Genomic DNA, 25,885 nt, shown 5'->3' with positions numbered 1-25,885 from the left:
CCTGTGTTGCTGTCTTGCTGTGCTGCGTCGGATTCTCGGGAGTCGGCTCTCAGTCGGCCGCCGGGGAGGCGACGGGCGCGGCGGGCGGTGCGGGCGGCGTGGTCCCGGTCTCGACGGCCACGCGGTGCTCGGCGAGCACGCCCGTCTTGTGCCGCTGGATGAACCAGTAGTAGGCGAAGCCGCCGCCGGCGATGATCCCGACGAAGAGGACCGCGCCCCACTGCAGATACCAGTGGAACGGTGCGGCCGCGTTGTAGACCGCGGCCCGCGGCCAGATCAGGTTGAGGGTCATGCCCCCGCCCCACAGCACGGCGAGGATGTTCACGAGGAGGCCCCAGCGGCCCAGCGAGAACCGGCCGTCCCCGGCGGGCTGCCACTTGCCGCGCAGCCGCGCCACCAGCATCGGCACGGTGACGCCCAGATAGGCCATGTAGATCATGATGATGCCGATGCTGGTCACCACGGTGAAGATCTGCGGCTGGCGGATGTTGACCACGAGGATCGCCAGCGCCAGGACCCCGATGATCACGGTCGGGAGTACCGGCGTCTGGAAACGCGGGTGGCACTTGGCCAGTTTCGAGGACGCCGGCAGGTTGTTGTCCCGGGCCATCGCGAACGCCAGCCGGACGGCGGCGGTGTGGACGGCCAGGGCACAGACGGTGACCGCGATCAGGACGCACCACAGCATCGCCTTGCCGGCCGTCGGGCCGAGCACGTTGAGCACGACGTACTGCAGCCCGTCGGTGGACAGCTGCTCGCCCTTCAGACTGGAGACACTCATCAGCGCCAGCAGCAGGATCAGACCGCCGAGGACGAAGGAGGCGACGATCGCCCGGATGATCGCGCGCGGCGCGTTCCGGGTCGGGTCCAGCGACTCCTCACCGAGCGAGGCGGCCGTGTCGAAGCCGTACATGACGTACGCGGACGCCAGCGAGGCCACGAGGAACGCGCCCAGGTATCCGTTGCCGTACCCCTCTCCGGTGCCGTTCGTCTCCAGGACCACCTGCGGGCCACGTGTGATGTGTACGGCGAACAGCACGATCAGTACGACGGTGGCGATCAGCTCGATGAACACGCCCGCCGTGTTGATCCGGGCCATCAGCTTGACGCCGAAGGCGTTCACCAGGGTGGTGAACAGGATCAACACCGCTGCCAGGATGACCGCGTTGGTCGCCACGTCATACGTACCCGTGCCGTCCCCGACGATCTGGAACACGTCGGAGATCTGCGGCAGCGTCAGCTGGTAGGCGAGCGCGACCGCCGCGATCGACACGATCGAGGCGATCAGCATCATCCAGCCGGCGAGCCAGCCCAGGTGCGGGTTGCCTATCTTCTTCGACCAGTTGTAGACGGAGCCCGCGACCGGATAGCGGGCAGCCAGCTCCGCGAAGCAGAGCGCGACCATGAACTGGCCGATGAACACCATGGGCCACGACCACCAGTAGGCGGGGCCGCCGCTGCCGTAGCCGAAGTAGAACAGCTGGAAGGTGCCGGTCAGGATCGAGATGTAGCTGATCCCGGCGGCGAAGGTGTGGAAGTTGCCGAGAGTGCGCTTGAGTTCGGGCTTGTAGCCGAACTCGGTGAGTTCGGCGTCGTCGGACGTGTTCTTTGGTCCGGTGGGTTGCTCGATTGTCGCCATGAGCGGACTCCTGGAGGGCCTTGGGGAGGGGGGAGGGAGCGGCTCTTGTGGGTGCCGAGAACAGTGCGGGGGAAGGTGGTTGGGGGAAGAAGAGATACAGCTACGCCTCAACTACCCCTTGTCGCAAGGGAGTCAGTCGAACCAACCCTGAGGTGAAGGGTCCGTGTTCCGCCAGATGTGCTTCGCCTCGCGGTACTCGGCGAGACCCGAGGGCCCGAGTTCGCGGCCGAAGCCGGACTGCTTGAAACCACCCCACTCGGCCTGCGGCACGTACGGGTGGTAGTCGTTGATCCACACCGTGCCGATCCGCAGCCGGGCCGCGACCCGCTGGGCCCTGGCCTCGTCCGTCGTCCACACGGCGCCGGCCAGACCGTAGATGGTGTCGTTGGCCAGCCGTACGGCCTCGTCCTCGGTGCTGAACCGTTCCACCGTCAGCACCGGCCCGAACGACTCGTCCTGGACCACGGACATCGTGCTCGTGCACTCGTCCAGGACGGTCGGCAGATAGTAGAAACCCTTGTCGTACGCGTCGCCGCTCGGCCGGTCGCCGCCGCAGCGCAGTACCGCGCCCTCGGCGATGCCCTTGGCGACGTACTCCTCGACCTTCGACCGGTGTGCCGCCGAGATCAGCGGCCCGGTCTGCGCGCGCTCGTCGAACGGGCCGCCGAGCCGGATCTCCTGCGCCCGGCGGACGACCTCGTCGACGAACCGGTCGTGCAGCGAGTCCTCCACCAGCAGGCGGGCGCCCGCCGAGCACACCTGCCCCGAGTGCAGGAACACCGCGGTCAGCGCCATGTCGACGGCCGTGTCGAAGTCGGCGTCGGCGAAGACGATGTTCGGGTTCTTGCCGCCGAGCTCCAGGGCGACCTTCTTCACGCTGGCCGCGGCGTTGGCCATCAGCCGCCGACCGGTCTGGAGACCACCGGTGAAGGAGACCAGGTCCACGTCCGGGTGATCGGAGAGCGGGGCGCCCGCCTCGGGGCCGGCTCCGAGGACCAGGTTGGCCGCACCCGGCGGCAGCCCGGCCTCCTCCAGGAGGCGCATGAGGTGGATCGCGGTGTGCGGGGTCAGCTCGCTCGGCTTCAGCACGAAGGTGTTGCCCGCCGCGAGCGCCGGGGCGACCTTCCAGGCCGTCTGAAGTAGGGGGTAGTTCCAGGGGGTGATCAGCGCGCACACCCCGACCGGCTCGTACACGACCCGGCTGTCGACGCCCGCCTGGCCGGTGTCGACGACCCGGCCCGTCTCGGCGGTGGCGGCACGCCCGAAGTAGCGGAAGCAGTTCGCGATGTCGTCGATGTCGTACTCGCTCTCCACCAGCCGCTTGCCGGTGTCGAGGGACTCGGCGCGCGCGAGCGCGTCCTTGTCGCGTACGAGGAGGTCGGCGACCCGAAGCAGCAGGTCACCGCGGTCCGCGGGCGAGGTGGCGGGCCAGGGGCCCTCGTCGAAGGCGCGACGTGCGGCCGCGATCGCCTCCACGGTGTCCTTGCCGCCGCCCTCGTCGACGACCGCGACCAGGCTGCCGTCGGCGGGACAGCGGATCTCACGGGTCCGCTCGTCGAGCGCGGCCCGCCACACTCCGCCGATGAAAAGTTCGGGCATGTCTCTCGTTCCTCCTGGCCGGCGCCGTACGGCAGGCGCTCTCGCGGCTGGGCACCTAACCGGACGACCGCGTTCTATGCCAAAAGCGACGCCAAATGTGACGGTCAACACGCCTGGTCAGAAGCCTGGACATCCGAGGGCGCGGTCCTCGGTTTCCGGAGCGGCCACTCGTGGAAGATCCCGATGTGGTGCTCGGTGTGCCGACACACCACCCTTCCCGTACACGCGCGACGCCCTCTGGCGGGTACGGCCAGTCGGCATCCCACGATCGCGCGATCCTCGGCGAGGGGGAACAGGCGGTGCAGGATCACCTGGTCCGATCCAGGTCACCGGAGCCGGTGCTCTTCAGCAGGCGCAGGGGGCATGTCGTAGAGGACGACGTTCTCGCGCGCCGCTACGCCTCGGCCGCCGCGACGGGGGACCGGTAGCGGGCCGACCGGCGTCCCGTTCGGAGAGCTTTCGGGGAACTGGAGGCCCTCGGCCGGCATGCCGTCCGCCGCGCAGGAGGAGACGCTGTTGAAGCCTTCCTCGATCTCCGTCGCGCGCAGCGCGGGCAGCAGGACGCGACAGTCGTCCCAGTTGGCGGCGCAGCCCCACTGAGTGGTGTGCATCGTGAAGTTGCTGGTCACGGGTCTGGTGTGAGGGCCGGGAGAGCTCCTCGCGCTGGTCGTCGGCCAGTGTCCACGGTGAAGATCGTCTGACATGTCGTTCGGGGGCGTCCTCAGGTTCTGCTGCGCTTGCCGCGGTGCCGCTTCTACGCTCCGTCACCGGGCAGGAACCGCCGGGAGGGCGGGGGAGGGCGTGGGGACGCGGGAACTGGGGCGGATCACGGCTCGCCGGAGTGAACTGGACACGCTCGCTGCGGAGTTGGCCAAGCAGCTGCAGGAGGTCCAGGCCGAGCGGGAGGAGCTCGTGATCGCCGAGCGGGTCCTGAACCGGCTGGCCGAGCTGGGCTACGAGGAAGGCTCGGGGCCGTCGTCGCCGAACTGCCGGTGGCGGGTCATCGAGCGGTGAGGACGTGTGCCCACGGCTCGTCGGTGTCGGCTAGGCCCAGCACGGCGACCACGTTGTCGAGCATTCCGGCGCCGAACCAGCGCCGCACGGCCTCGTCGTCGCCCAGCAGCTGCCGAACGGTGTCAACCTGCTTGGCGTAGCACCGACGCACGGCCTGTGCCACCAGCGGCTCGCCGACGGCACAGTTCGCGTGCATGAGGAAACGCAGGATGTTCCGGTCCGCGACGAGCGCGGCGTAGGCGCCGCGTGCGGCATCCAACGCCGCCTCGGGCGTCGGCCCTGACCCACCCGAGGCCGGTGAGTGCGCGACCAAGGTTTCGTTCATGACGGCGGACACGTGGTCGACCGCCGCCGCGAACAGTGCTTCCTTGTTCGGGTACAGGCGGTAGAGATACGGCTGAGAGATGCCGACCCACTCGGCGATCTCGTGCGTCGTCGTACCGTAGAAACCCTTTTGCGCGAAGCAGTCGACCGCGGCGGCCATGATGGTCCGACGTCGTTCGTCGCTCTTCGTGCTGGTACCGGCGGCAGGCATGGGCGTCAGTCAAACATGGCTCCCCTCAGCCTCCAAAAGTCACGCTGAGGTCAGAGTCGGACGGCACGTCGTTGGGCGTGAGCGCCTCGATCGCCACCAGCGGGTTCCAGTAGTCCAGGTAGTGGGTGATGCGCGCGTCGTCGTCGGTCCGGACGACGGAGATGCACGTCTGCTCGTACGGCTTGCCGGTCGGCACCGCCGTTCCCTTCGAGCGGAATTCAGCGATCACCAGACTCGGATCGACCGTCTCGTGGAACACCAGGTCGACGAACTCGACGTCAAAGGTCTCGGGAAAGTTGCTCATGTGCTCGACCAGTGCGTCTCGCCCCGTCACTCGCTGGGGCACGCCGGCCGGCGCGTACGGGAACTCGAGCACCGCGTCCGGGGCGAACAGCTCCACCCATTCCTCGACGCGTCCTGCGGCGGTAAGGCGCAGATGCTCGGTCAGGGCGTGCTGGGCAGCGGCGCGGCGGGCGGCGTCGTCTTCCTTGACTGTCATCTTCCCTCCTAAGTTAGTGGTCGACCTATAACTTAACAGGCCGCGAGCCGTTGCGGGTGGTCGAGCGAGAGGTGACGCCAGGGGATCCCGGTTCGGTTCACGTACAGGATGGCGTCCGGGAATCGCCCCCTCGGCGGCGGGCGGCGGGCGGCGGGCGGCGGGCGGCGGGCGGCGGCCCGGCACTATCGGCGCCCGTCACGCTTCGGCGAAGATCGTCGGTCACCGGAGACTTCGCGGTTCGTCAGAACCAGCAGAGCCCTCACCAGGGCGGTCGCCCACTTGGTCGATGCGTACCTTGCGGAGTACGCGCCAGTTCTCCAGGTGGGCGAATCCGTGCTCGACCGGCGCCCGTACTGCGGCAAGGGCCTTGTTGGACAGCTTCTGCCCTCGCGTCAGTGGCCCGGTTCCGGGCGGCCTTGTAGCCGGTGATCACCGCCGGATCGGCGTCGGGGCCGCTGTCGTCGAGCCCGACGAATCCCAGGTCGGCAATGGCTCCGAGGCCGGCCGCCCGCAGCTGGCGGTGAGCCGGTCGTGACGGCAGGCGGTGATCTCCGAGGTGCGTCCGGGCCGGGCCGCCGAGACCCAGAGCAGTTGGCCCTTGTGTCGGTGAGCGCGATCACGAGCAGGCCATGGTGTTTGTGCTTGCCGGAGTGGTTCTTCCGGTTCTGTGTCCCCGTGCGCCGCCGGGTGCGGATCAACGAGCCGTCCAGCAGGACCACCCCGCCACCCGTTCGGGTGATCTTCTTCAGGGCGCGGTCCAGGCGCGGGGCGCGGGCGGCCGGCAGAGCGACGACCTCCCTGACCCACCGGGTCACGGTGGTGCGGTGTATCCCGTTGCCGCCGGCCAGGTCGCCCCGGCCGCTGGTCACAGCGCAGCACCGCGAGCACGATGGCGGCGATCTTCCCCGCGGGCAGGGCCCGCCACCGTGAGCCGATCTTCTTCAGGTGGCCGCGTACCAGGCCGGCGAGCCAGTTCAGGGTCGCCTCGACAGCGGCAGGCGTGCGGTGTAGACAAGGCCGTCAGGGCCCCCGGCGAGAGGGTTGTTTTTCTTCACGCCAAACTCAACTGCCGCCGGGGACCCGCCGGTTACGGTCCATAGGGCACCCGTCGGCGGCGTGGCTACGAGCGTGCGGTGAACTTCCCGTCGGGGCGTTTGTGTAGCCAGCAGCGATCGGCGAGCTTGGTCATCTTCGCCCGCAGCGGCTCCAGCTTGCCGCGCACCGAGGCGTTCAGCCCCAGCCGCTCGCCGACCGCCCTGACCTGCGCCGGGCCGTCGGCCTCCCGCATGATCGCCAGGATCTTGCGGTAGTCGCCGGGCAGCGCGCTCGTCGGCCGCGTCGCTGCGGTGCGGGATGAGCAGGACTGCCCGCCCGGCCACCTTCACCGGTACCGGAGCGACCGCCTCGGCGTCGGCCTGGACCTGCTCGGCCAGGCGGTTCAACACCCGCTCCGCGATCGCCAGTCCGTCTCGCTCTACCTGGACCTCCTGAAGCTACTTGGTCAACTCCTCGGCGAGGGCGTCCAGGTCGCTCCGACGGGCGGTGATCCACTGCCGCTCCTGCATCCCGGGTCCTCCCGCGATCTCGTGGCGTGCCGACCTGCCGACGGATCGTAGGCGGGGGCAAGTCGCGGGCACAGCCGAACCAGGCATCCCACCGGAACCGGACCCACCCAATGATCTACACCAAGGTCATCGGTCGCCGACCGGCGCCAGTACCCCACTCGTCATTCACGCCAGACCCGCGACCTGCGACTTCACGATGCGCACCGCTCACTGAGGAACGGGGACGAGGACGGCACCACGACGGCGGCACCGTCCCGGTCACCTCACCGAGGGCGCGATCGACGACGGCGCCCCGGCAGCGGGCCGGCTTCCTCGCCGTCTACGAACCGGCGGCCGTACGACCGCGGTCCTCTCCATGAGCCGTCCCCGCCCGTTCATGCGGACCAGACGCGAATTGACGTGCGCCGCGAGCGAGGTGGAACCGGCGGAGAGTTGACGAGCCGTCCGGAGGGGCGGGCCGTGGGTCACCAGGGCCCGCCCCGGCCGTTCTACGGGTGCGACAACTGCCCGGCGCCGCCCCGCCGGCGTATGCGCTCCTGCGTGCGCTCCGCCGCCCGTGCCTCGCGACGGACCCGCCGCCGCTCGCGTCGCAGCGAGCGCGCCGTGCTGCTGGGGGTCGAGACCACGCCGTTGCGCTGATTCCACACCTGCCGGGTCACCCAGACGTCCAGCGCGCCCCAGGTCGCCGCGACCGTGCTCGCCACGCTGCTCAGCACCATGGGGAACGCCAGCCAGGAACCGGCCAGAGTGCACAGGAACGCCACCATCGCCTGAATCAGTGTCACCGCGATGATGAGGACCGCGCGCACCGCCGCCGTCCGCACCGGATCGGGCAGCCGCCGCTTGCGGGCCGGCTCCTCGATCCACAACGGCCGGTAATACACCCGCTCTTCGTCGCCACGGGCGGAGAGCTTCCGTTCTTCCACCGCGACACCCTCCCCCGTCAGGAGGCCGCGCCCCGGTGCCTGTGCACCCCGCGCCGCCACCTCTGGCGTCGCCGCACCGTCCCCGGGCGCTACACGCCGCTCCGCCGTGCCCATCAACTCGTCACTCCCCACCGCCGGTGGCCCAACTGGCGCCGGATCCTGAGACCCGGTCCCCCACTGGTGCCCGACTTCCTCCGAATTACGCCGCCGGAGAGCGGCATGCGGAACCTGTGGTCCATTCCGCCCCCCATTCCCGTACAGAAAGACGATCGACGTACGCCGAAGATTCCCGCCGAACGAAGAAATCCGGCCAACCGGCGGACTTCCCCGACGGGATGTCATTGGTTCAACTGCCAGGCAGGAGGAGGCAATCTCCCGCAATGAACGGACAACTCCCCATGTCTGGTTCGCCTCGGATGCCGTGCGCGTCCGGCCGGCTCTTCGAGATACCCGTGCGTCGGTAGTAGGCTCACGCCGTTTGTTGACGCACATGTGTGCCCCCGGGCCGGGCGGGGGACGAGCTGGGGGAGGCCATGCGCTTTCGCGGGAAATCGATCCGCCGGAAGATCGTGGCGCTGCTGCTCGTGCCCCTGGTGGCTCTGACCGGTGTCTGGACGTTCGCCACGGTACTGACGGGCCGTGAGGCGAGCGATCTCTTCAGGGTGGCGGACATCGTCGAGGAGGTCGGCTTTCCCACCGAGGACACCATCCGGGTGCTTCAGCAGGAACGCCGCCAGACCCTCGTCTACCTTGCCGACCCGAGGGCCTCCGAGGCGCTCACGGCCCTCGAACGCAGCCGGTCCGCCACCGATGAGGCCGTCGACGAATTCCGCGCACACGCCCGGGACTCCGAGCTGAGGGACGAGATGGGCGAGGCCACCTCGCTGCGGCTCACGGCCATCCTCGACGCCCTCGACGGCCTGCCCTCCCTGCGTACGACCGTCGAGAACGGCACCGTCACCGTCCCCGAGGCCCTCGGCCACTACAACAACCTCGTCGACCCCTGCTTCACCCTCCTGTCCAACCTCCCCGCCCTGGACAGCGTGGAGATGGACAAGCAGGGCCGAGCACTGGTCAACGTCGGCCGCGCCCGCGAACTCCTCTCCCGCGAGGACGCCCTGCTCAGCTCCGTACTCGTGGCGGACCGGATCACCCAGGACGAGATCCGCGACTTCTCCGACCTCGTGGCTCAGCGCACCCTGATGTACGACATCAGCCTGCCGCAACTGCCCTCCTCCGAGCGTGACCGCTTCCAGCGCTACTGGAGGAACGCGAACACCGCGCCCCTGCGCTCGGTCGAACAGGCCGTCATCGCCTCCGACCCCGGTGAGCCCAGCGGCGTCACCGCCAAGAGCTGGGACACCGCCGTCGAGCCCGTGCTCTCCGACCTCCGCGACCTCAGCGTCGAGGCCGGCGACCGCTATCAGGACCGCGTCCGGCCCCTGGCCACCGACGTCATCCTCAAGGCCGCCGTCGCCGGCGTCCTCGGCCTCTTCGCCGTGCTCTTCTCACTCTTCATGTCCGTCCGCATCGGCCGGGTCCTCATCCGCGACCTGCGCAAGCTCCGCCAGGAAGCCCATGAGACCGCAGGAGTGCGGCTGCCCAGCGTGATGCGCCGGCTCGCCGCGGGCGAGCAGGTCGACGTGGAGACCGAAGTGCCGCGCCTGGAGTACGACAAGAACGAGATCGGCGAGGTCAGTCGGGCCCTCAACACCCTGCAGCGGGCCGCCGTAGAGGCCGCGGTCAAGCAGTCCGAACTCCGCAGTGGCATCTCCGAGGTCTTCGTCAACCTCGCCCGCCGCAGCCAGGTCCTGCTCCACAAGCAGCTCACCCTCCTCGACACCATGGAACGCCGGACCGAGGACACCGACGAACTCGCCGACCTGTTCCGCCTGGACCACCTGACGACCCGTATGCGTCGGCACGCCGAGGGCCTGGTCATCCTCTCCGGCGCCGCCCCGTCCCGGCAGTGGCGCAAGCCCATTCAGCTGATGGACGTCGTCCGCGCGGCCGTCGCCGAGGTCGAGGACTACGAGCGCATCGAGGTCCGCCGGCTGCCGCGGGTCGCCGTGACCGGACCCGCGGTCGCCGACCTCACCCACCTCGTGGCCGAACTCCTGGAGAACGCCACGGTGTTCTCGCCCCCGCACACGGCTGTGCAGGTGCTCGGCGAGCGTGTCGCCAACGGCTTCACCCTGGAGATCCACGACCGCGGCCTCGGTATGTCGGCCGAGGCGCTCCTCGACGCCAACCTCAAGCTCGCCGAGACCCCCGACTTCGAGCTCTCCGACACCGACCGCCTCGGTCTCTTCGTGGTCAGCAGGCTCGCCCAGCGCCAGAAGGTGCGCGTCTCCCTCCAGCCGTCCCCGTACGGCGGCACCACGGCCGTGGTCTTCATCCCGGACGCCCTGCTCACCGACGACGTCCCCGACACCAACGGCATCGGCTTCCGCCTCGACCGTGCCCACCCCACCCGGGAGGCCGAGCTGGAAGAGGAGCGCAACGCGGCTCTCTCCCAGGTGCCCGTGCGGCTTCCGGGACTCTCCGCCGCCATCCTGGACGGCCCGGTGGAACTGGAGGCACCGGTCGAGCTGGAGCCCCTGGCCGGCTTCCCGGGCGCCCTCGACGACGAGGACGGCGAGCGGGGTGGACTGTTCCGGCCGCGCCGCTCCCTCACCGGCGTCGCCGACGAGCAGCACCCGGCACGCGACGGCGAAGGGCAGCAGGCCCCCCTCACCGATCCCGACCCGACGGTAGGGCCCGTACCGCTGCCGCAGCGCCGGACCCCGCATCTCGTCAGCTCGCACGGCCGTTCGGTGACCGGGCCCCGGCCGAGGCACTCCGACGACGAGTCCCAGCAGGGCCGTGCGGGAGGGACGGAGGGGCTCGCCGACACACGGCCGCTCACCGCCCTCCGCGGCGACCGCGCCGAACCGTCGGCCCACCCTGGAACCGACCGCAACGAACCCGGCCCGCTCCCCGGGGCGCACCGCGCCGGAGCCCTGCCCGCGGGCGGCCACGAAGGTCCCGCCCTGCCCCAACGCCGTCGCACGAACCAGTCCGGCGGCGCGGACCCGACAACCTCGCAGTACGGGGTGGGCGAGCCCACCCCGCGCACGGACACGACGACCGACCAGGCAGAATCAGTACCGAGCCCGCTGCCCCGTCGCGTCCGACAGGCCAACCTGGCACCGCAGTTGAAGGACGGCCCCGAACGGCGTGCCGAACGCGAGAGGACCCGCCCCGAGCGGCGCCCGGATCCGACCGAACGCGACGCCGACGAGGTACGCAGCCGTATGGCCTCGCTCCAACGGGGTTGGCAGCGCGGCCGCGAGGAGAACGTCGAGGGCGACGACGCCCACGACGTCTCAGCACCACGAGGAACGATTGAGGGGGACGGTCGATGACCGCACCGAAGGCCGAAGGGCCCAACGCGACCGGAACGTCCGGGGAGCTGAACTGGCTCCTGGACGACCTGGTGGAGCGTGTCGCCAGCATCCGCAAGGCGCTCGTGCTCTCCAGCGACGGACTGCCCACGGGCGTCTCCGCGGACCTCACCAGAGAGGACAGCGAGCACCTGGCCGCCGTCTCCTCCGGATTCCACAGCCTCGCCAAGGGCGTCGGCCGCCACTTCGAGGCGGGCAGCGTCCGGCAGACCGTCGTCGAACTCGATGAGGCCTTCCTCTTCGTCACGGCCGCCGGCGACGGCAGCTGCCTCGCCGTCCTCGCGGAGGCCGACGCGGACATCGGCCAGGTCGCCTACGAGATGACCCTGCTGGTCAAGCGGGTCGGCGTACATCTCGGTTCCGCCCCGCGCACCGATGTGTCCCAGGGCGGGTAGTGGGATGGCATGAGCCGAGACGGTCAGGGAAGAAGCCACTGGTTCGACGACGAGGCCGGACCAGTGGTGCGTCCGTACGCGATGACACGCGGCCGGACCAACCACGCGATCCAGCACCGCCTCGACCTGATCGCCGTGGTCGTCACGGAACCGCACGTCGACGACCCGGGGGAGGACCACTCCCTCTCCCCTGAGCACGTCCGTATCGTCGAGCTCTGCCGTGACACCCCGCAGTCGGTGGCCGAACTGGCCGCCGACCTGGATCTGCCCGTCGGAGTGGTCCGCGTCCTCGTCGGGGACCTCGTGGACGAGGAACTCGTCCACGTGACACGTCCCGTTCCGCCCGCCGAGCTGGTGGACGAGAGTATTCTGCGCGACGTGATCAACGGCCTCCGGGCGCTCTGAGCAGCGCGGAAGCGGAGTGGATACGTGACAGGCTGGCAGTTCTGGGTCGACCGAGGCGGCACCTTCACCGACATCGTCGCGCGGCGACCGGACGGCCGCCTGCGCACGCACAAGCTCCTCTCCGACAACCCCGCGCGGTACACGGACGCGGCCGTCGCGGGCGTCAGAGAGCTCCTCGACGGCTCCGACGCCCCCATCGAGGCCGTCCGCATGGGCACCACGGTCGCCACCAACGCCCTCCTGGAGCGCAAGGGCGAGCGCACCCTCCTCGTCACCACCCGGGGCTTCCGCGACGCCCTGCGCATCGCCTACCAGAACCGGCCCCACATCTTCGCCCGCGCGATCGAACTCCCCGAGCTGCTGTACGAGCGGGTCGTCGAGGTCGACGAGCGCATCGCCGCCGACGGCACGGTCCTGCGCGCCCCCGACCTGGACGCCCTTGCGGGGCCCCTCCAGGAGGCGTACGACGACGGGATCCGCGCTGTGGCCGTCGTCTGCATGCACAGCCACCTCCACCCCGCTCACGAGCAGGCCGTCGGCGAGCTGGCCGCCCGCGTCGGCTTCCCGCAGATCTCGCTCTCCAGCGAGGTCAGCCCCCTGATGAAGCTCGTCCCGCGCGGAGACACGGCCGTCGTCGACGCCTACCTGTCGCCCGTCCTGCGTCGCTACGTCCGGCACGTCGCCGACGAACTGCGGGGCGTGCGACTGATGTTCATGCAGTCCAACGGAGGGCTCGCCGAAGCCGGGCAGTTCCGCGGCAAGGACGCGATCCTGTCCGGGCCGGCGGGCGGCATCGTGGGCATGGCCCGCATGTCGCAGCTCGCCGGCTTCGACCGGGTCATCGGCTTCGACATGGGCGGCACCTCCACCGACGTCTCGCACTTCGCCGGCGAGTACGAACGGGTCTTCACCACCCAGCTCGCCGGAGTCCGGTTGCGCGCCCCCATGTTGGACATCCACACCGTGGCCGCGGGCGGCGGCTCGGTCCTGCACTTCGACGGCTCCCGCTACCGCGTAGGGCCGGACTCGGCGGGCGCGACCCCGGGCCCCGCCTGCTACCGGGGCGGCGGCCCGCTCACCGTCACCGACGCCAACGTCATGCTCGGCCGCATTCAACCCGCCCACTTCCCCGGCGTGTTCGGGCCCGACGGCGACCAGCCGCTCGACGACGCACTGGTCCGGGACCGCTTCGCCGCCCTCGCCCGCGAGATCCGCGACCGCACCGGCGACGACCGCACCCCCGAGCAGGTCGCCGAGGGCTACCTGCAGATCGCCGTCACCAACATCGCCAACGCCGTCAAGCGGATCTCCGTCCAGAAGGGCCACGACGTCACCCGCTACGCGCTCACCACCTTCGGCGGCGCCGGCGGCCAGCACGCGTGCGTGGTCGCCGACTCGCTCGGCATCCGCACCGTCCTCGTGCCGCCCATGGCCGGTGTGCTCTCCGCCCTCGGCATCGGCCTCGCCGACACCACCGCCATGCGGGAACAGTCCGTGGAAGCCCCGCTGGAGCCGACCGCGATGCCCGGCGTACGGAAGACCGCCGACGACCTGGAGAGCGCCGCCCGCGCCGAACTCCTCGCCGAGGACGTCCCCGAGGACCGGATCCGCGTCACGCGCCGCGCCCAGCTCCGCTACGACGGCACGGACACCGTCCTGACCGTCGAGCTGACCGAGCCCGACACCATGCGGCGCGCCTTCGAAGAACGTCATCGCGCCACGTACTCCTTCACGCTCGACCGACCGATCGTCGTCGAAGCCCTCTCCGTGGAAGCCACCGGCCTCACCGCACCCCCCGATCTCTCCGCCCTCGCCCCGTACGAAGGCCGCACCGCCACCCCGGAGACGGTCAGCCTCCACACGGGCGGTACCTGGCGCGACGTGCCCCTGCACCGCCGTGAGGAACTGCCCCCCGGCGAAACCGTCACCGGCCCGGCGATCATCACCGAGACCAGTGCGACGACCGTCGTCGACGAGGGCTGGCAGGCCGCGACGACCGACGACGGGCATCTGGTCATGGAACGCGCGGCGATCACGGAGAGTTCCGATCTGGGCACGGATAGTGATCCGGTTCTGCTGGAGGTCTTCAACAACCTCTTCATGTCGATCGCCGAGCAGATGGGCGCAAGGCTGGAATCCACCGCCCAGTCGGTCAACATCAAAGAACGCCTCGACTTCTCCTGTGCCCTCTTCGACCCCGACGGCAACCTGGTCGCCAACGCGCCCCACATCCCCGTGCACCTGGGCTCCATGGGTACCAGCGTCAAGGAGGTCATCCGCCGCCGCGGCACGACGATGCGCCCGGGCGACACCTACGCGGTCAACGACCCGTACCACGGCGGCACCCACCTGCCCGACGTCACCGTGATCACCCCGGTCTTCGACACGGAGGGTGACCGGATCCTGTTCTACGTCGCCTCGCGCGGCCACCACGCGGAGATCGGCGGCATCCAGCCCGGCTCCATGCCGGCGAACAGCCGCACCATCGACGAGGAGGGCATCCTCTTCGACAACTGGCTCCTCGCCGAGAACGGCCGCTTCCGCGAGCAGGAGACCCTCCGCCTGCTCACCGAGGCCCCCTACCCCTCCCGCAACCCGAGGACCAACCTCGCCGACCTGCGTGCCCAGATCGCCGCCAACCAGAAGGGCGTCGACGAAGTCGCCCGTATGATCGGTGACTTCGGACTCGACGTCGTCCAGGCCTACATGCGGCACGTCCAGGACAACGCCGAGGAGGCCGTCCGCCGTGTCATCGACGCCCTGGACGACGGCGAGTACGCCTACGAGACCGACGCCGGCGCCGTCATCCGCGTACGCGTGCGCGTGGACCGTGAGAACCGCCGCGCAACCGTCGACTTCACGGGTACGTCCGCGCAGCTCTCCAGCAACTTCAACGCCCCCTTCGCGGTGGTCAACGCAGCCGTCCTGTACGTCTTCCGCACCCTGGTCGCCGACGACATCCCGCTCAACGACGGCTGCCTGCGCCCCCTGGACATCGTCGTCCCGCCCGGCTCCATGCTCGCCCCCGAGCCCCCGGCCGCCGTCGTCGCGGGCAACGTCGAGACCTCACAGGCCATCACCGGCGCCCTCTACGCGGCCCTGCGCGTCCAGGCCGAGGGCTCCGGCACCATGAACAACGTCACCTTCGGCAATGAACGCCATCAGTACTACGAGACCGTGGCCTCCGGCTCCGGCGCGGGCGACGGCTTCCCGGGTGCCCCCGTCGTGCAGACCCATATGACCAACTCGCGGCTCACCGACCCCGAGGTCCTGGAGTGGCGTCTGCCCGTCCACCTCGACGAGTTCGCCGTCCGGCGGGGCAGCGGCGGCGCGGGCCGGTGGCGTGGAGGCGACGGAGCCGTACGCCGTATCCGGTTTCACGAGCCAATGACCGTGTCCACGCTGTCGCAGCACCGTAGGATCGCGCCCTACGGGATGGCCGGCGGCGCCCCCGGCGCCCTCGGCACCAACCGGGTGGAACGGGCGGACGGCGGCGTCGTGGAACTCGGCGGAAGTGATTCGGCAGACGTCGGCCCCGGCGACGTACTAGTCATCGAAACCCCGGGCGGCGGAGGCTATGGCCCACCGCCGCGCGACAACCATCCAGCAGGAGAAGAGACCGATGATCCTCGGGCGCTCTGAGCGCGGCAAACCTCCGGTCGAGCCCGTCACGCTCAAGATCCTCGTGGCCGGCGGCTTCGGCGTGGGCAAGACGACCTGCGTCGGCGCGGTCAGCGAGATCAAGCCGCTGCGCACCGAGGAGGTGCTCACCGAGGCGGGCCGCCCGGTGGACGACATCAGCGGTGTGGAGAGCAAGACGACCACCACCGTCGCCATGGACTTCGGGCGCATCACCCTCCGCGAGGACCTCGTGCTGTACCTGTTCGGGACCCCCGGCCAGGACCGCTTCTGGTTCCTCTGGGACGAACTCGCCTCCGGTGCCCTGGGTGCGGTGGTGCTCGCCGACACACGTCGCCTGGAGGACTGCTTCGCCGCCGTCGACTACTTCGAGCGGCGCTCCATCCCCTTCGTGATCGGCGTCAACTGCTTCGACGAGGCCGCGCGTTACCCGGCCGAGACCGTCCGCCGGGCCCTCGACCTCGACCCCGACGTGCCGGTCGTGCTGTGCGACGCGCGCCAGCGGGACTCGGTCAAGGACGTACTGGTCGCCGTCGTCCGGCACGCGATGGCGTACGCCGCGGAGCACCGCCAGACCGTCACGACCTGAAGCACGGCCCGTACCCCCGCCGACAGGGGTACGGGCCGTGGCTTCGTGACACGCGCGCGTGGGCCCCGTTCCACGCAAACGACGCGCACGCGCGCGTGAGCCCCGTTCTCAGTTCACGTCGTCCTCGTGCCAGCCGAAGCTCTTCTCCACCGCCTTGCGCCAGTTGTGGAACTCGCGGTCACGGACGGAAGCCTCCATGGCCGGCGTCCACTCGACGTCCTTCTGCCAGTGCGACTTCAGCTCGTCGAGGTCGTTCCACACCCCGGTCGCGAGCCCGGCCGCGTACGCGGCGCCCAGGCAGGTCGTCTCCGAGACCTTCGGCCGGATCACCGGCACGTCCAGGACGTCCGCCTGGTGCTGCATCAGCAGGTTGTTCTTGGTCATTCCGCCGTCGACCTTCAGGGTCGTGATGCGCACGCCGGAGTCCTGGAACATGGCGTCCACGACCTCACGCGTCTGCCAGCTCGTCGCCTCCAGCACCGCGCGCGCGAGATGCGCCTTCGTGACGTACCGCGTCAGCCCGGTGACGACACCGCGCGCGTCGGAGCGCCAGTAGGGGGCGAACAGGCCCGAGAACGCGGGCACGATGTACGCCCCGCCGTTGTCGTCGACGCTCGCCGCCAGGGGCTCGATCTCGTCGGCGGTACGAATGATGCCGAGCTGGTCGCGGAACCACTGCACCAGGGCGCCCGTGATCGCGATCGATCCCTCCAGGCAGTACACCGGCGCCTCACCGCCGATCTTGTATCCCATGGTCGTGAGCAGCCCGCTCTTCGACGGCACGGGCCGATTCCCGGTGTTGAGCAGCAGGAAGCTGCCGGTGCCGTATGTGTTCTTCGCGGTGCCCACGTCGTAACAGGCCTGCCCGAACACCGCCGCCTGCTGGTCGCCGAGCGCCGACGCGACGGGGACACCCGCGAGTTGGCCCACGGCGGTGCCGTACACCTCGGCGGAGGACCTGATCTCCGGAAGGACCGCCTCGGGGACGTCCATCGCGGAGAGGATCGAGGTGTCCCACTGGAGGGTCTCCAGGTTCATCAGCATGGTGCGGCCGGCGTTGGTGACGTCGGTGACGTGCTGTCCGCCGTCCGTGCCGCCGGTCAGGTTCCAGATCAGCCAGGAGTCGATCGTGCCGAAGGCGATGTCGCCGCGCTCTGCGCGGGCCCTGAGTCCCGGCACGTTGTCGAGCAGCCAGGTCGCCTTCGGGCCGGAGAAGTAGCTGGCCAGCGGCAGGCCCGTCTGCTCACGGAAACGATCCTGCCCGTCCGTGCCGCCCAGTTCGTTGCAGAGCGCCGAGGTACGGGTGTCCTGCCAGACGATCGCGTTGTGCACGGGCTTACCTGTGGCGCGGTCCCACAGGACCGTCGTCTCGCGCTGGTTGGTGATGCCGAGCGCGCTGATTTGCTCCGCGCGCAGGCCCGCCTTGGCGATCGCCCCGGCGACCACCGCCTGCACCTTCGACCAGATCTCGGTGGCGTCGTGCTCCACCCAGCCCGGCTTGGGGAAGATCTGGCGGTGCTCCCGCTGGTCCACGGCGACGATGGCGCCGTCCCTGTCGAAGATGATGCAGCGGCTCGAAGTGGTGCCTTGATCGATGGCGGCGACGTACTTCTGGGCGTTGTCCGGCATGACATCCCCTCACGTCTTACGTCGGTTGCGTCAGAAGGCTGCGTTGTAGATGAGGCCCGCGAGGACTCCACCGACCAGCGGGCCGACGACCGGGATCCAGGCGTAACCCCAGTCGGAGGTGCCCTTGTTCGGGATCGGCAGGAAGGTGTGCACGATGCGCGGGCCGAGGTCACGAGCCGGGTTGATCGCGTAGCCGGTGGGCCCGCCGAGGGAGAGACCGATACCGACGACCAGGAACGCCACCAGCAGGACCGAGATGCCGGAGCCGTAGATCCCGGCCTCTTCGCCGGGGATCTGACCGATGCCGATGCCCGTGTTCCGCCCGAAGGCGAGGATCGGCAGGACCAGGGCGATCGTCGCGATGATCTCCGTGATCAGGTTGGCGACCGGGTTCCGGATCTCCGGAATGGTGGAGAAGATCCCGAGGGTCGGCGTCGGCTCGTGCGCCGTGCCCTCCGTGGTGCCCTCCTTGCGGACGTTCGCCTGGAACTGCGCGAGATAGACGAGGTAGGCGAGGACCGCGCCGAGCATCGCCCCGATCATCTGGCCCAGCAGATACACCCAGACCTTGTCCCATGTCTCCGTGTCGACAGCGATCCCGATCGTGACCGCCGGGTTGAGGTGCCCGCCCGACAGCGGCGCGGCGGTGTAGGCGCCCGCCAGCACGGCGAAACCCCAGCCGAACGCGATGACGATCCAGCCCGATGCCCTCGCCTTCGAGAACCTGAGGGTGACGGCGGCGCACACGCCGGCGCCGAAGAGAATCAGGATCGCCGTACCGATGACTTCACCGACGAATATGTCTCCGTTGCTCATGGCGGCTCCTTGGCCCGGTCCGGAGTGATAGGCCCCGGACCTTCCGTGCAGGGTGCGTTCCCATGGCTACTTCAGTCGAAGGCAGGGAGGGTCCCGCGCCCCGCCCGGCGTCCGTGACGAGCGTGCCGTCGCAGCCGAATCGCCCGTGGGGGATGGCCCGTTACGCAGGCGGGGAGCCCGAGCGGCGCAGTACACAAAGACGCCCGAATGCGGCGATGCCGACTGACACCGGCAGTGTTCACCGGCACCCAGGGGGCGTCAAGAACACGGACAGCAACGGTTGGGGGCGGCTACGGGGCGCACCCGGCCGCGCGGGGCCGGACGAGGGCCGGACGTGGGCCGGACGTGGGCCGGTGGGGGCGCCAAGTCGGGAGCGTGTGCGTAACGGGGCTGCGGTCCCAGAGGGGGACCGCAGTCGGCATCGCTATTCGGCCCGGGCCGGGCCTCCCTGCCCCTGCCTCGCCGCCACAGCCTCCGCTCCCCGCCGGATCTCGTGCCCCGGCAGCCCGGCCCGCCCCAGCACCCAACTGGCCCCGTCCAGCGCCTTGGCCGCCTTCTTCAGCGGCGCCAGGAACGCGGCGGCCTCCCGGTGGCCGGTGACGCTGCCGGGTGCGCAGACGACTGTGGCCAGCGACAGCGTCACGGGGCGTCCGCCCGCGGACCGGGGCGTGTCGAGCATCGCCCGGACCAACGGATCGAGCCCGTGCGGTTCGGCGAGGAACAGGAAGTCGTCACCGCCGATGTGCCCCACCCGGGTCGTACCGGACGCGGCGTGCCGCAGCGCCCACCCCACCGACCGGATCAGCTCGTCCCCGGCCGCGAAACCCGCCCCGTCGTTGACCTGTTTGAAGTGGTCGACGTCCAGCCAACTCAGCGCGAACTCCCGGCCGTCCGCGATCCACCGGTCCACCTCGTCGGTGATCGCGTCCGAACCGGGCAGCCGCGTCAGCGGATTGAGCCCCGCCGCCTCCTCGACCCGGCTCTCCGCGAGGGCGCGCAGAAGGTCCGCCAGCCGTACGACCCCCACGCACCGCCCGTACCGGTCGACCACCGCGACGTCGTCGGACGTACGGTCCCGGTCCCCGACCGCGACCACGTCGAGCGCCTCCCATGCCGTGGCGTCGACCCCGACCGTACGCGGCGGATCACCGAGCCTGGCGGCCGGCCGGTCGGCGTACAGCGCGTGCCCGTAACGCCCCGACAGCGACAGCAGGAACCGCGACCGGTGCACCGACCGCACCGGCCTCCCGGAGCCGTCCACGAGCAGGACCCCGGACACCTCGGGCGACCCGGTGAGCAACGCCCGCACCTCGCCCGCCGAAGCCGTCACGGGCAGCAGCGCGGCAGGCCGCAGGAACTGACGCACCGACGGCCCAGAGACGGGAGCCGAAACCCCGGGGGAGAGAGGCGGAACATACACGTCCGCCGCGGGCAGCCGCGCGGGCGGCGCGAACAACTCGCCCTGCGCCAACTGCGCGCCCGCCGCCACCGCGGCCGCACACTGCGCCTCCGTCTCGACCCCCTCCACCGACAACAGCGCGCCCAACTGGTCACACAGCGTCCGCATCGCCCGTACCGCCGCCGGCCGCGCGAGCAGCGACGCGTCCAGCTTCACCAGATCCGGCCCGAGATCCACCAGCAGCCGCAGAGGTACGTCACCGTCACCGACCCCGTCCGCGCAGATCCTGAAGCCCTCGCTCCGGAGCACGGAGACCGCCTCCAGCAGCGCCGGCCGCGGGACGTGCGTGTACGGCGGCGCGATGTCGACGGTCACCTCCCACGGCAGCCGTCCCGCCTCCCGTACGGCCTCACGCAGCGCGCCCAGCCCGCCCAGATCGGCCGGTGTCGCGGCGAAGACGTTCACGTGCAGCGGCAGCAGTGTCTCCCTGCGCGCCGCCGCCCGGATCGCCGACGCGGCCAGCCTGCCGTCGAGTTCCGGGTCCCGGCGGGCCTGAGCCAGGACGTCACCGGTCTCCGGACGCGCCAGTATCTCCAGCGCCGAGATCCCTCCGGTCGTCAGGTTGACGATCGGCTGGAAGGCGAAGCGGAGCGTGTCCGACCAGGAGTGCACGGGAGCATGATGGCGCCGCCTGCGCACACCCAGCCGCGATTCATGAGCTGTTCACGCAGGATTCCCGGGCCGCCACAGAGCGTGCGCACCTCTGCCCGAGGTCACCGCACCGCGATCACCGCCGACCCATGCCCGAACAGGCCCTGATTGGCGCTGATTCCCACCCGCGCCCCCTCGACCTGCCGGTCGGTCGCCTCGCCCCGCAACTGCCACACCAGCTCGCACACCTGGGCGATCGCCTGCGCCGGAACCGCCTCGCCGAAGGAGGCCAGCCCTCCGCTGGCGTTCACGGGTATTCGCCCGCCCAGCGTCGTCACGCCGTCCCGCAGCAGCTTCGCCGCCTCGCCCTCGCCGCACAGCCCCAGGTCCTCGTACCACTGCAACTCCAGCGCCGTGGACAGGTCGTAGACCTCGGCGAGCGAGAGGTCCTCGGGCCCGATGCCCGCCTCCTCGTACGCCGCCCGCGCGATCGACGCCCGGAACGTCTCGTCCGGCTGCGCCACCGCGACCGCCGAGTCCGTCGCGATGTCCGGCAGATCCAGCACCGCGTTCGGGTAGCGGGGCGTCACCGTGGACACCGCCCGTATCCGCACCGGCTCGGCCACGCCGTGCCGCCGCGCGAACTCCACGCTGGACAGCAACAGCGCCGCGCCCCCGTCCGAGGTCGCGCAGATGTCCAGCAGCCGCAGCGGATCGGCGACGACGGGGGAGGCCGCCACCTCCTCGGCCGTGACCCGCTTGCGGTAGCGCGCGTACGGGTTGAGCGCCCCCAGCGCCGAGTTCTTCACCTTGACCCGAGCGAAGTCCTCCGAAGTGTCCCCGTGCACCGCCATCCGCCGCCGCGCGTACAGCCCGAAGTACGTCGGATTGGTCGCCCCGAGGACCCGGAACCGCAGCCAGTCCGGATCGTCCGCCCGGTCCCCGCCGGCGGGCCGGAAGAACCCCTTCGGAGCCGAGTCCGCACCCACGACGAGCACCACGTCCGTGAGGCCGGCGAGGATCTGGGCCCGCGCGGTCCCCACCGCCTGCGCCCCGGACGCGCAGGCCGCGTACACGCTCGTGACCCGGGCCCCCTGCCAGCCCAGGGCCTTCGCGAAGGTCGCCCCCGCCACGTACCCCGGATATCCGCCACGCACCGTGTCCGCGCCGACGATCGAGCCGACCTCCTGCCAGTCGACCCGCGCGTCGGCCAGAGCCGCACGCGCGGCCATCGTCCCGTACTCGACGAAAGCCCTTCCCCACTTGCCCCACGGGTGCATGCCCGCGCCGAGCACCGCCACCTCGCCCGTCATGCCGTCGCCCCCGTCGGCCGCCAGCGCCACGTCGTCCAGGTCGTCTCCGCGTCCTCGTTCAGCACACCGGGGACGACCTCCACCTCCATGCCCACCGCCAGATCGGCGACGGTGACCCCGGGAACCGCCTGTCCCAGCACCACAAGGCGCTCCGCGGCCAGTTCCACAGCGATCAACGCGTACGGCTCCCACGGAAGTTCCGGATCGGACACGTAGGGTGACGGAGGCCGGTACCGGCCGTCCGTGTACGACCACACACGGCCCCGCCGCGACAGCGGCACCTCGCGCAGGTCACCGCCCGGACAGCCCGGGTTGCGGCAGAAGGCGTCCTCACGTGGGAAGAACACCGAGGCGCACTCCGAACAGCGCGTGCCGAGCAGACGGAATCCGTCGCCCTCCCCGGTGAACCAGCCGGCGACCACAGGTGTGCGACTTCGCGACAAAGCGCCTCCCCGAGAAACGAATCTGATGGCCCGTCAGGAGTCTGGCACGGGCCCCTCGAATTGGGCAGGTCCCGGGAGAACCAAGAGGCCCCGTCCGGCGTCGGAGTATCGGGAGGGGCGGCCGGGGCCCACGGGGGTGGTTCCGGCCGCCCCTCACCCGTACCGGCCGCGCGGCGGTATGGCGCGTTGAACCGCCCCGGTAAGACGACGAGCAGATGATCGGATACAGTCCGCCGCGTGTCCGCAAATCAACCCCCACCACCCGCCAACTCCGCACCGAACTCGCATTGTTCGAGTTGCGGAGCGCCCTACGGAGAGGGCGTTTCCGGCTGGCCCCGCACCTGCGGGGCCTGCCACGCCGTGGCCTACCGAAATCCGCTCCCCGTCGCGGTGGCCCTCCAGCCCGTGTACGACACCAAGGGCACGGCCCTCGTCGTGATCACACGGACCATCGCCCCCGCGCGCGGGGGCACCGCCCTGCCCGGCGGATTCATCGACCACCGGGAGGACTGGCGGCATGCCGTCGTCCGTGAGCTCAAGGAGGAGACGGGCATCTGCGTGGCCGACCGCGACGTGCGCCTCGCCGACGCCATGAGCTCACCCGACGGTCACCTGCTGCTGTTCGGGCTGCTCCCGGAGCGCCCGGCAGCCACCCTGCCGGCGTCCGTCGCCACGGACGAGACGGAGGGCTGGCACCTGCTGCGCAGACCCACCGAACTCGCCTTCCCCCTACACACCCTGGCCGTACAGGCGTTCTTCGACGGCCGCTACATCTGAGCCGACATCACGCCCGAGCCGGAACCAGGCTCACTCCCGGTCGAGCCCGCGTACCCGCACCGGATACGAAGGCTCGACCGGCCCCTCGTCCCCGTCCCGCTCCACGACCACACGCCGCCCCTCCCAACGCGCCGTGTACCGCTCGACCTCCGGCTCGTCCCAGCCGTCGCCCGCGTCCGGCACCACGAGCCCGCCCCCCGTCGCCTCGCGCGCGGGTGCCCACACCTCCAGCTCCAGGCCGCCGTCGGCGCCCCGGACAGGCAACACGGCACCCGCGCGCGCGAGTACCGGGATACGCGACAGGGGCGCATCCAGCAGCACCTGCCCCGGCCCCTCGTACACCTGCCCGGTCACCGTGTCGTACCAGCGCCCCCGCGGCAGCTGCACCGCACGCCGGTCGGCGCCCGGGTCCAGCACCGGCGCCACCAGCAGACAGTCACCCAGCAGGAACGCGTCCTCGCAGTCACGCAGCGTCCGGTCCTCGGGCGCGCCCCACCACAGCGGGCGCGCATAGGGCGCTCCCGTACGACGAGCCAGATGCGCCAGCGTCACGAAGTACGGCAACAACCGCCGCCGCTCGAGGAGCGCCACGCGCGCGTGCTCGACGATCTCACCCCCGAACTCCCACGGCTCCCGGCGCCCCGCCCGCAGACTCGCGTGCGTACGGAACAGCGGCAGATACGCGCCGAGCTGGAACCACCGCAGATACAGCTCCGGCGACGGACTCCCGTCGAACCCGCCCACGTCCGGCCCCGAGTACGGCACCCCGCACAGCCCGAGACCCAGCACCAGCGACAGCGACGCCCGCAGCCCCGGCCAGCCCGTCGCCACGTCCCCGGACCACGTCCCTCCGTAGCGCTGCATCCCGGCCCATCCGGAGCGCGAGAAGACGAAGGGCCGCTCCTGGGGCACCAGTTCGCGCAGCCCCTCGTACCCGGCCCGAGCCATGCACAGCGCGTACACGTTGTGCGCCTCGCGATGGTCACCACCCCGGCCCTCCAGATCGTGCCGGGCCGACCGGGGCAGCGTGTTCTCCCCGAACGCCGTGAACGACGTCGGCTCGTTCATGTCGTGCCAGAACCCGGAGAAGCCCTGCGCCACCCGCTCCTCGTAGAGACCGCCCCACCACGCGCGCGTACGCGCACGCGTGAAGTCCGGAAAGACCGACTCCCCGGGCCACACGAGGCCCTCCACGACCTGCCCGGCGGCGTCCCGCACGAACGCGTCCTCGGCCGTCCCTCCGTCGTACACCGCGGTGCCCGGCTCCGCCTTGACCGCCGCGTCGACGATCGACACCAGCCGGATCCCGTCGCGGCGCAGCTCGTCGGCGAGATCCGACAGCTTCGGGAAGCTCTCCGTGTCGACCGTGAACACCTGATGGGCGTCGTAGTGGTCGATGTCCAGGTGGACCGCGTCGAGCGGCAGACCGTGCTCCCGGTAGCCCGCGACGATCCGCCGCACCTCCCGCTCGCTCCCGAAGCCCCACCGCGCGTGATGGTGCCCCAACGCCCACGCGGGCGGCAGCGCCGGAGCCCCCGTCAGCGCCGCCCAGGCGTGCAGCACGCGCGCGGGGGTGCCCACTATCACCCAACAGCGCAGCGGACCGCCCTCCATCCGCAGTTCCGACGTCCCGGGCCGGTCGTGCCCCGACCCCGCCCCTTCCTCGCCCTCTCGCAGCGTCACCCTGCCGTCCCACGTGGTGTCGTGGAACACCAGATGCGTCGCCGCGTCGGCCACCACCATCTGCACCGGCATCGTGATGTACAGCGGATCGTCGCCGGGCGCGAACGCGTGACCGGGGTCCGTGTTCCACAGCCGATACGTTCCCCCACGCAGCCGGGGCCCGGCCGCCCGCCCGCCCAGACCGAAGAACCGGGCGTCGGACGTCACCTCGGAGCGCTGCACCCACCGCGCCTCGCCGCCACCGACCGGCTCCCACCACCTGGGCGGCAGATCACGGCGCAGGGTCACTCCACCGGGCGTACGCACCTCCACGGCGCCGTGCCGGGACACGACGACCGTCACCCGCTCGGCCACGACCCGCCAGCCGCCGTCCTTGTCCGGCTCCAGAACGGCCCGGGGATCCGGCTCCGGGCACCGGCCCGCGAGCGCGTACGACGGCTCCGGCCCAGCCCCGTCCCAGCCCCAGAAGACAGCTCCGTTCACATCGACGGTGACCCGCAGCTCGGACCGGCTGAACCGGACGATCCCGCCGCCGGGGCCCGGCTCCACGTTCCGCACCGGCCCGGGCACCCGGGCCCGCTCGGCGCCCCGCGCCGGCATCCCGACGGCGTCGGCACGCCTCCTGCGCCATGCGGCCCGTACGGTGCGCAGCCCCTGAGCCGCCCCCGCCGAGCCGATCGCCTTCACCGAACGCACCAGGTCACGACCGTCCATGCTGCTCACCCTGCCATTGACCGGCCCATTCCTGTGAGCCGTTCAACTTCCGTTCACCCCTAGTGGCAGCACATATTCACGTCGCCGACCATCTGAGCCGCACCCTGGTGCGGAAGTCGATCACATGGCATCGTCCGTGTCAGCCGCGTCACGCGCACACCCCTGCCCGTGCGCGCCGACGCACACGACGCGCACAGTCCGGGAGCCGC

At 70.8% G+C, this 25,885-nt stretch carries 21 protein-coding genes; 8 read left to right on the top strand and 13 right to left on the bottom strand.

Features of this window, described 5'->3' with window-relative positions:
* Positions 1 to 49: 49 nt before the first annotated feature.
* The 3 genes from JIX55_RS09935 to JIX55_RS09925 all read right to left on the bottom strand — a co-directional run bounded on the left by JIX55_RS09935 (position 50) and on the right by JIX55_RS09925 (position 3,867).
* Positions 50 to 1,639: an APC family permease gene (locus JIX55_RS09935; protein ID WP_257562940.1), complete on the bottom strand. Its 1,590-nt coding sequence runs from the start codon at positions 1,637 to 1,639 to the stop codon at positions 50 to 52.
* 132 nt (positions 1,640 to 1,771) lie between these two features.
* On the bottom strand, positions 1,772 to 3,238 hold the full coding sequence (locus tag JIX55_RS09930; protein ID WP_257562939.1) for an aldehyde dehydrogenase family protein: 1,467 nt from the start codon (positions 3,236 to 3,238) through the stop codon (positions 1,772 to 1,774).
* Positions 3,239 to 3,564: 326 nt separating this feature from the next.
* Positions 3,565 to 3,867 carry a hypothetical protein gene (locus tag JIX55_RS09925; RefSeq protein ID WP_257562938.1) on the bottom strand — a complete coding sequence of 101 codons (303 nt, stop codon included), beginning with the start codon at positions 3,865 to 3,867 and terminating at the stop codon, positions 3,565 to 3,567.
* A 172-nt stretch (positions 3,868 to 4,039) separates the two neighbouring features.
* Between JIX55_RS09925 and JIX55_RS09920 the strand changes: the two genes are divergently transcribed.
* Complete coding sequence (locus tag JIX55_RS09920; protein ID WP_257569731.1) at positions 4,040 to 4,252, top strand: hypothetical protein; 213 nt, start codon at positions 4,040 to 4,042, stop codon at positions 4,250 to 4,252.
* On the opposite strand, the gene JIX55_RS09915 is transcribed toward JIX55_RS09920, so the two are convergent.
* The 3 genes from JIX55_RS09915 to JIX55_RS09905 all read right to left on the bottom strand — a co-directional run bounded on the left by JIX55_RS09915 (position 4,239) and on the right by JIX55_RS09905 (position 6,574).
* Positions 4,239 to 4,736, bottom strand: coding sequence for a TetR/AcrR family transcriptional regulator (locus tag JIX55_RS09915; RefSeq protein ID WP_257562937.1), 498 nt, complete (start codon positions 4,734 to 4,736; stop codon positions 4,239 to 4,241). The two genes, JIX55_RS09920 and JIX55_RS09915, sit on opposite strands and share 14 nt — an antisense overlap.
* A gap of 76 nt (positions 4,737 to 4,812) precedes the next feature.
* Positions 4,813 to 5,286, bottom strand: a complete 474-nt coding sequence (locus tag JIX55_RS09910; RefSeq protein ID WP_257562936.1) for a nuclear transport factor 2 family protein — start codon at positions 5,284 to 5,286, stop codon at positions 4,813 to 4,815.
* 1,120 nt (positions 5,287 to 6,406) lie between these two features.
* Complete coding sequence (locus JIX55_RS09905; RefSeq protein WP_257562935.1) at positions 6,407 to 6,574, bottom strand: hypothetical protein; 168 nt, start codon at positions 6,572 to 6,574, stop codon at positions 6,407 to 6,409.
* A gap of 58 nt (positions 6,575 to 6,632) precedes the next feature.
* On the opposite strand from JIX55_RS09905, the gene JIX55_RS09900 reads away from it, so the two are divergent.
* A complete protein-coding gene (locus JIX55_RS09900) occupies positions 6,633 to 6,902 on the top strand; it encodes a hypothetical protein (protein ID WP_257562934.1) in 270 nt (89 codons plus the stop codon).
* 437 nt (positions 6,903 to 7,339) lie between these two features.
* Here the strand turns inward: JIX55_RS09900 and JIX55_RS09895 are convergent, their stop codons facing one another.
* Positions 7,340 to 7,891 (bottom strand): hypothetical protein, encoded by a 552-nt coding sequence (locus JIX55_RS09895; RefSeq protein ID WP_257562933.1) that lies wholly within the window; start codon positions 7,889 to 7,891, stop codon positions 7,340 to 7,342.
* A 419-nt stretch (positions 7,892 to 8,310) separates the two neighbouring features.
* On the opposite strand from JIX55_RS09895, the gene JIX55_RS09890 reads away from it, so the two are divergent.
* Genes JIX55_RS09890 through JIX55_RS09870 form a run of 5 tightly spaced genes read left to right on the top strand, consistent with a single transcriptional unit; the run spans position 8,311 to position 16,251 of the window.
* Positions 8,311 to 11,184 (top strand): sensor histidine kinase, encoded by a 2,874-nt coding sequence (locus JIX55_RS09890; RefSeq protein WP_257562932.1) that lies wholly within the window; start codon positions 8,311 to 8,313, stop codon positions 11,182 to 11,184.
* Positions 11,181 to 11,618 carry a roadblock/LC7 domain-containing protein gene (locus tag JIX55_RS09885; protein WP_257562931.1) on the top strand — a complete coding sequence of 146 codons (438 nt, stop codon included), beginning with the start codon at positions 11,181 to 11,183 and terminating at the stop codon, positions 11,616 to 11,618. The genes JIX55_RS09890 and JIX55_RS09885 overlap by 4 nt, the downstream gene beginning before the upstream one ends.
* Before the next feature lie 9 nt (positions 11,619 to 11,627).
* A complete protein-coding gene (locus tag JIX55_RS09880; protein WP_257562930.1) occupies positions 11,628 to 12,023 on the top strand; it encodes a DUF742 domain-containing protein in 396 nt (131 codons plus the stop codon).
* Positions 12,024 to 12,047: 24 nt separating this feature from the next.
* A complete protein-coding gene (locus JIX55_RS09875; RefSeq protein ID WP_257562929.1) occupies positions 12,048 to 15,665 on the top strand; it encodes a hydantoinase B/oxoprolinase family protein in 3,618 nt (1,205 codons plus the stop codon).
* Complete coding sequence (locus tag JIX55_RS09870) at positions 15,646 to 16,251, top strand: GTP-binding protein (RefSeq protein WP_257562928.1); 606 nt, start codon at positions 15,646 to 15,648, stop codon at positions 16,249 to 16,251. Before JIX55_RS09875 ends, JIX55_RS09870 begins: the two co-directional genes overlap by 20 nt.
* A gap of 108 nt (positions 16,252 to 16,359) precedes the next feature.
* On the opposite strand, the gene glpK is transcribed toward JIX55_RS09870, so the two are convergent.
* From glpK to JIX55_RS09845, 5 genes are all read right to left on the bottom strand, one after another.
* Positions 16,360 to 17,880, bottom strand: a complete 1,521-nt coding sequence (gene glpK / locus JIX55_RS09865) for a glycerol kinase GlpK (protein ID WP_257562927.1) — start codon at positions 17,878 to 17,880, stop codon at positions 16,360 to 16,362.
* A gap of 30 nt (positions 17,881 to 17,910) precedes the next feature.
* On the bottom strand, positions 17,911 to 18,696 hold the full coding sequence (locus JIX55_RS09860) for an MIP/aquaporin family protein (RefSeq protein ID WP_257562926.1): 786 nt from the start codon (positions 18,694 to 18,696) through the stop codon (positions 17,911 to 17,913).
* A 424-nt stretch (positions 18,697 to 19,120) separates the two neighbouring features.
* Positions 19,121 to 20,767, bottom strand: a complete 1,647-nt coding sequence (locus JIX55_RS09855) for a GGDEF domain-containing protein (protein WP_257562925.1) — start codon at positions 20,765 to 20,767, stop codon at positions 19,121 to 19,123.
* A gap of 101 nt (positions 20,768 to 20,868) precedes the next feature.
* Positions 20,869 to 22,059 carry a lipid-transfer protein gene (locus tag JIX55_RS09850; protein WP_257569278.1) on the bottom strand — a complete coding sequence of 397 codons (1,191 nt, stop codon included), beginning with the start codon at positions 22,057 to 22,059 and terminating at the stop codon, positions 20,869 to 20,871.
* Complete coding sequence (locus JIX55_RS09845; protein ID WP_257569277.1) at positions 22,056 to 22,481, bottom strand: Zn-ribbon domain-containing OB-fold protein; 426 nt, start codon at positions 22,479 to 22,481, stop codon at positions 22,056 to 22,058. The genes JIX55_RS09850 and JIX55_RS09845 overlap by 4 nt, the downstream gene beginning before the upstream one ends.
* A gap of 258 nt (positions 22,482 to 22,739) precedes the next feature.
* Between JIX55_RS09845 and JIX55_RS09840 the strand changes: the two genes are divergently transcribed.
* Complete coding sequence (locus JIX55_RS09840) at positions 22,740 to 23,279, top strand: NUDIX domain-containing protein (protein ID WP_257562924.1); 540 nt, start codon at positions 22,740 to 22,742, stop codon at positions 23,277 to 23,279.
* A gap of 30 nt (positions 23,280 to 23,309) precedes the next feature.
* Here the strand turns inward: JIX55_RS09840 and JIX55_RS09835 are convergent, their stop codons facing one another.
* On the bottom strand, positions 23,310 to 25,676 hold the full coding sequence (locus JIX55_RS09835; protein WP_257562923.1) for a glycoside hydrolase family 31 protein: 2,367 nt from the start codon (positions 25,674 to 25,676) through the stop codon (positions 23,310 to 23,312).
* Positions 25,677 to 25,885 lie beyond the last annotated feature (209 nt).

The sequence above is a fragment of the Streptomyces sp. DSM 40750 genome, from assembly GCF_024612035.1.
Classification (GTDB): Bacteria; Actinomycetota; Actinomycetes; order Streptomycetales; family Streptomycetaceae; genus Streptomyces.
This window is presented reverse-complemented; position numbering and strand designations above follow the sequence as displayed.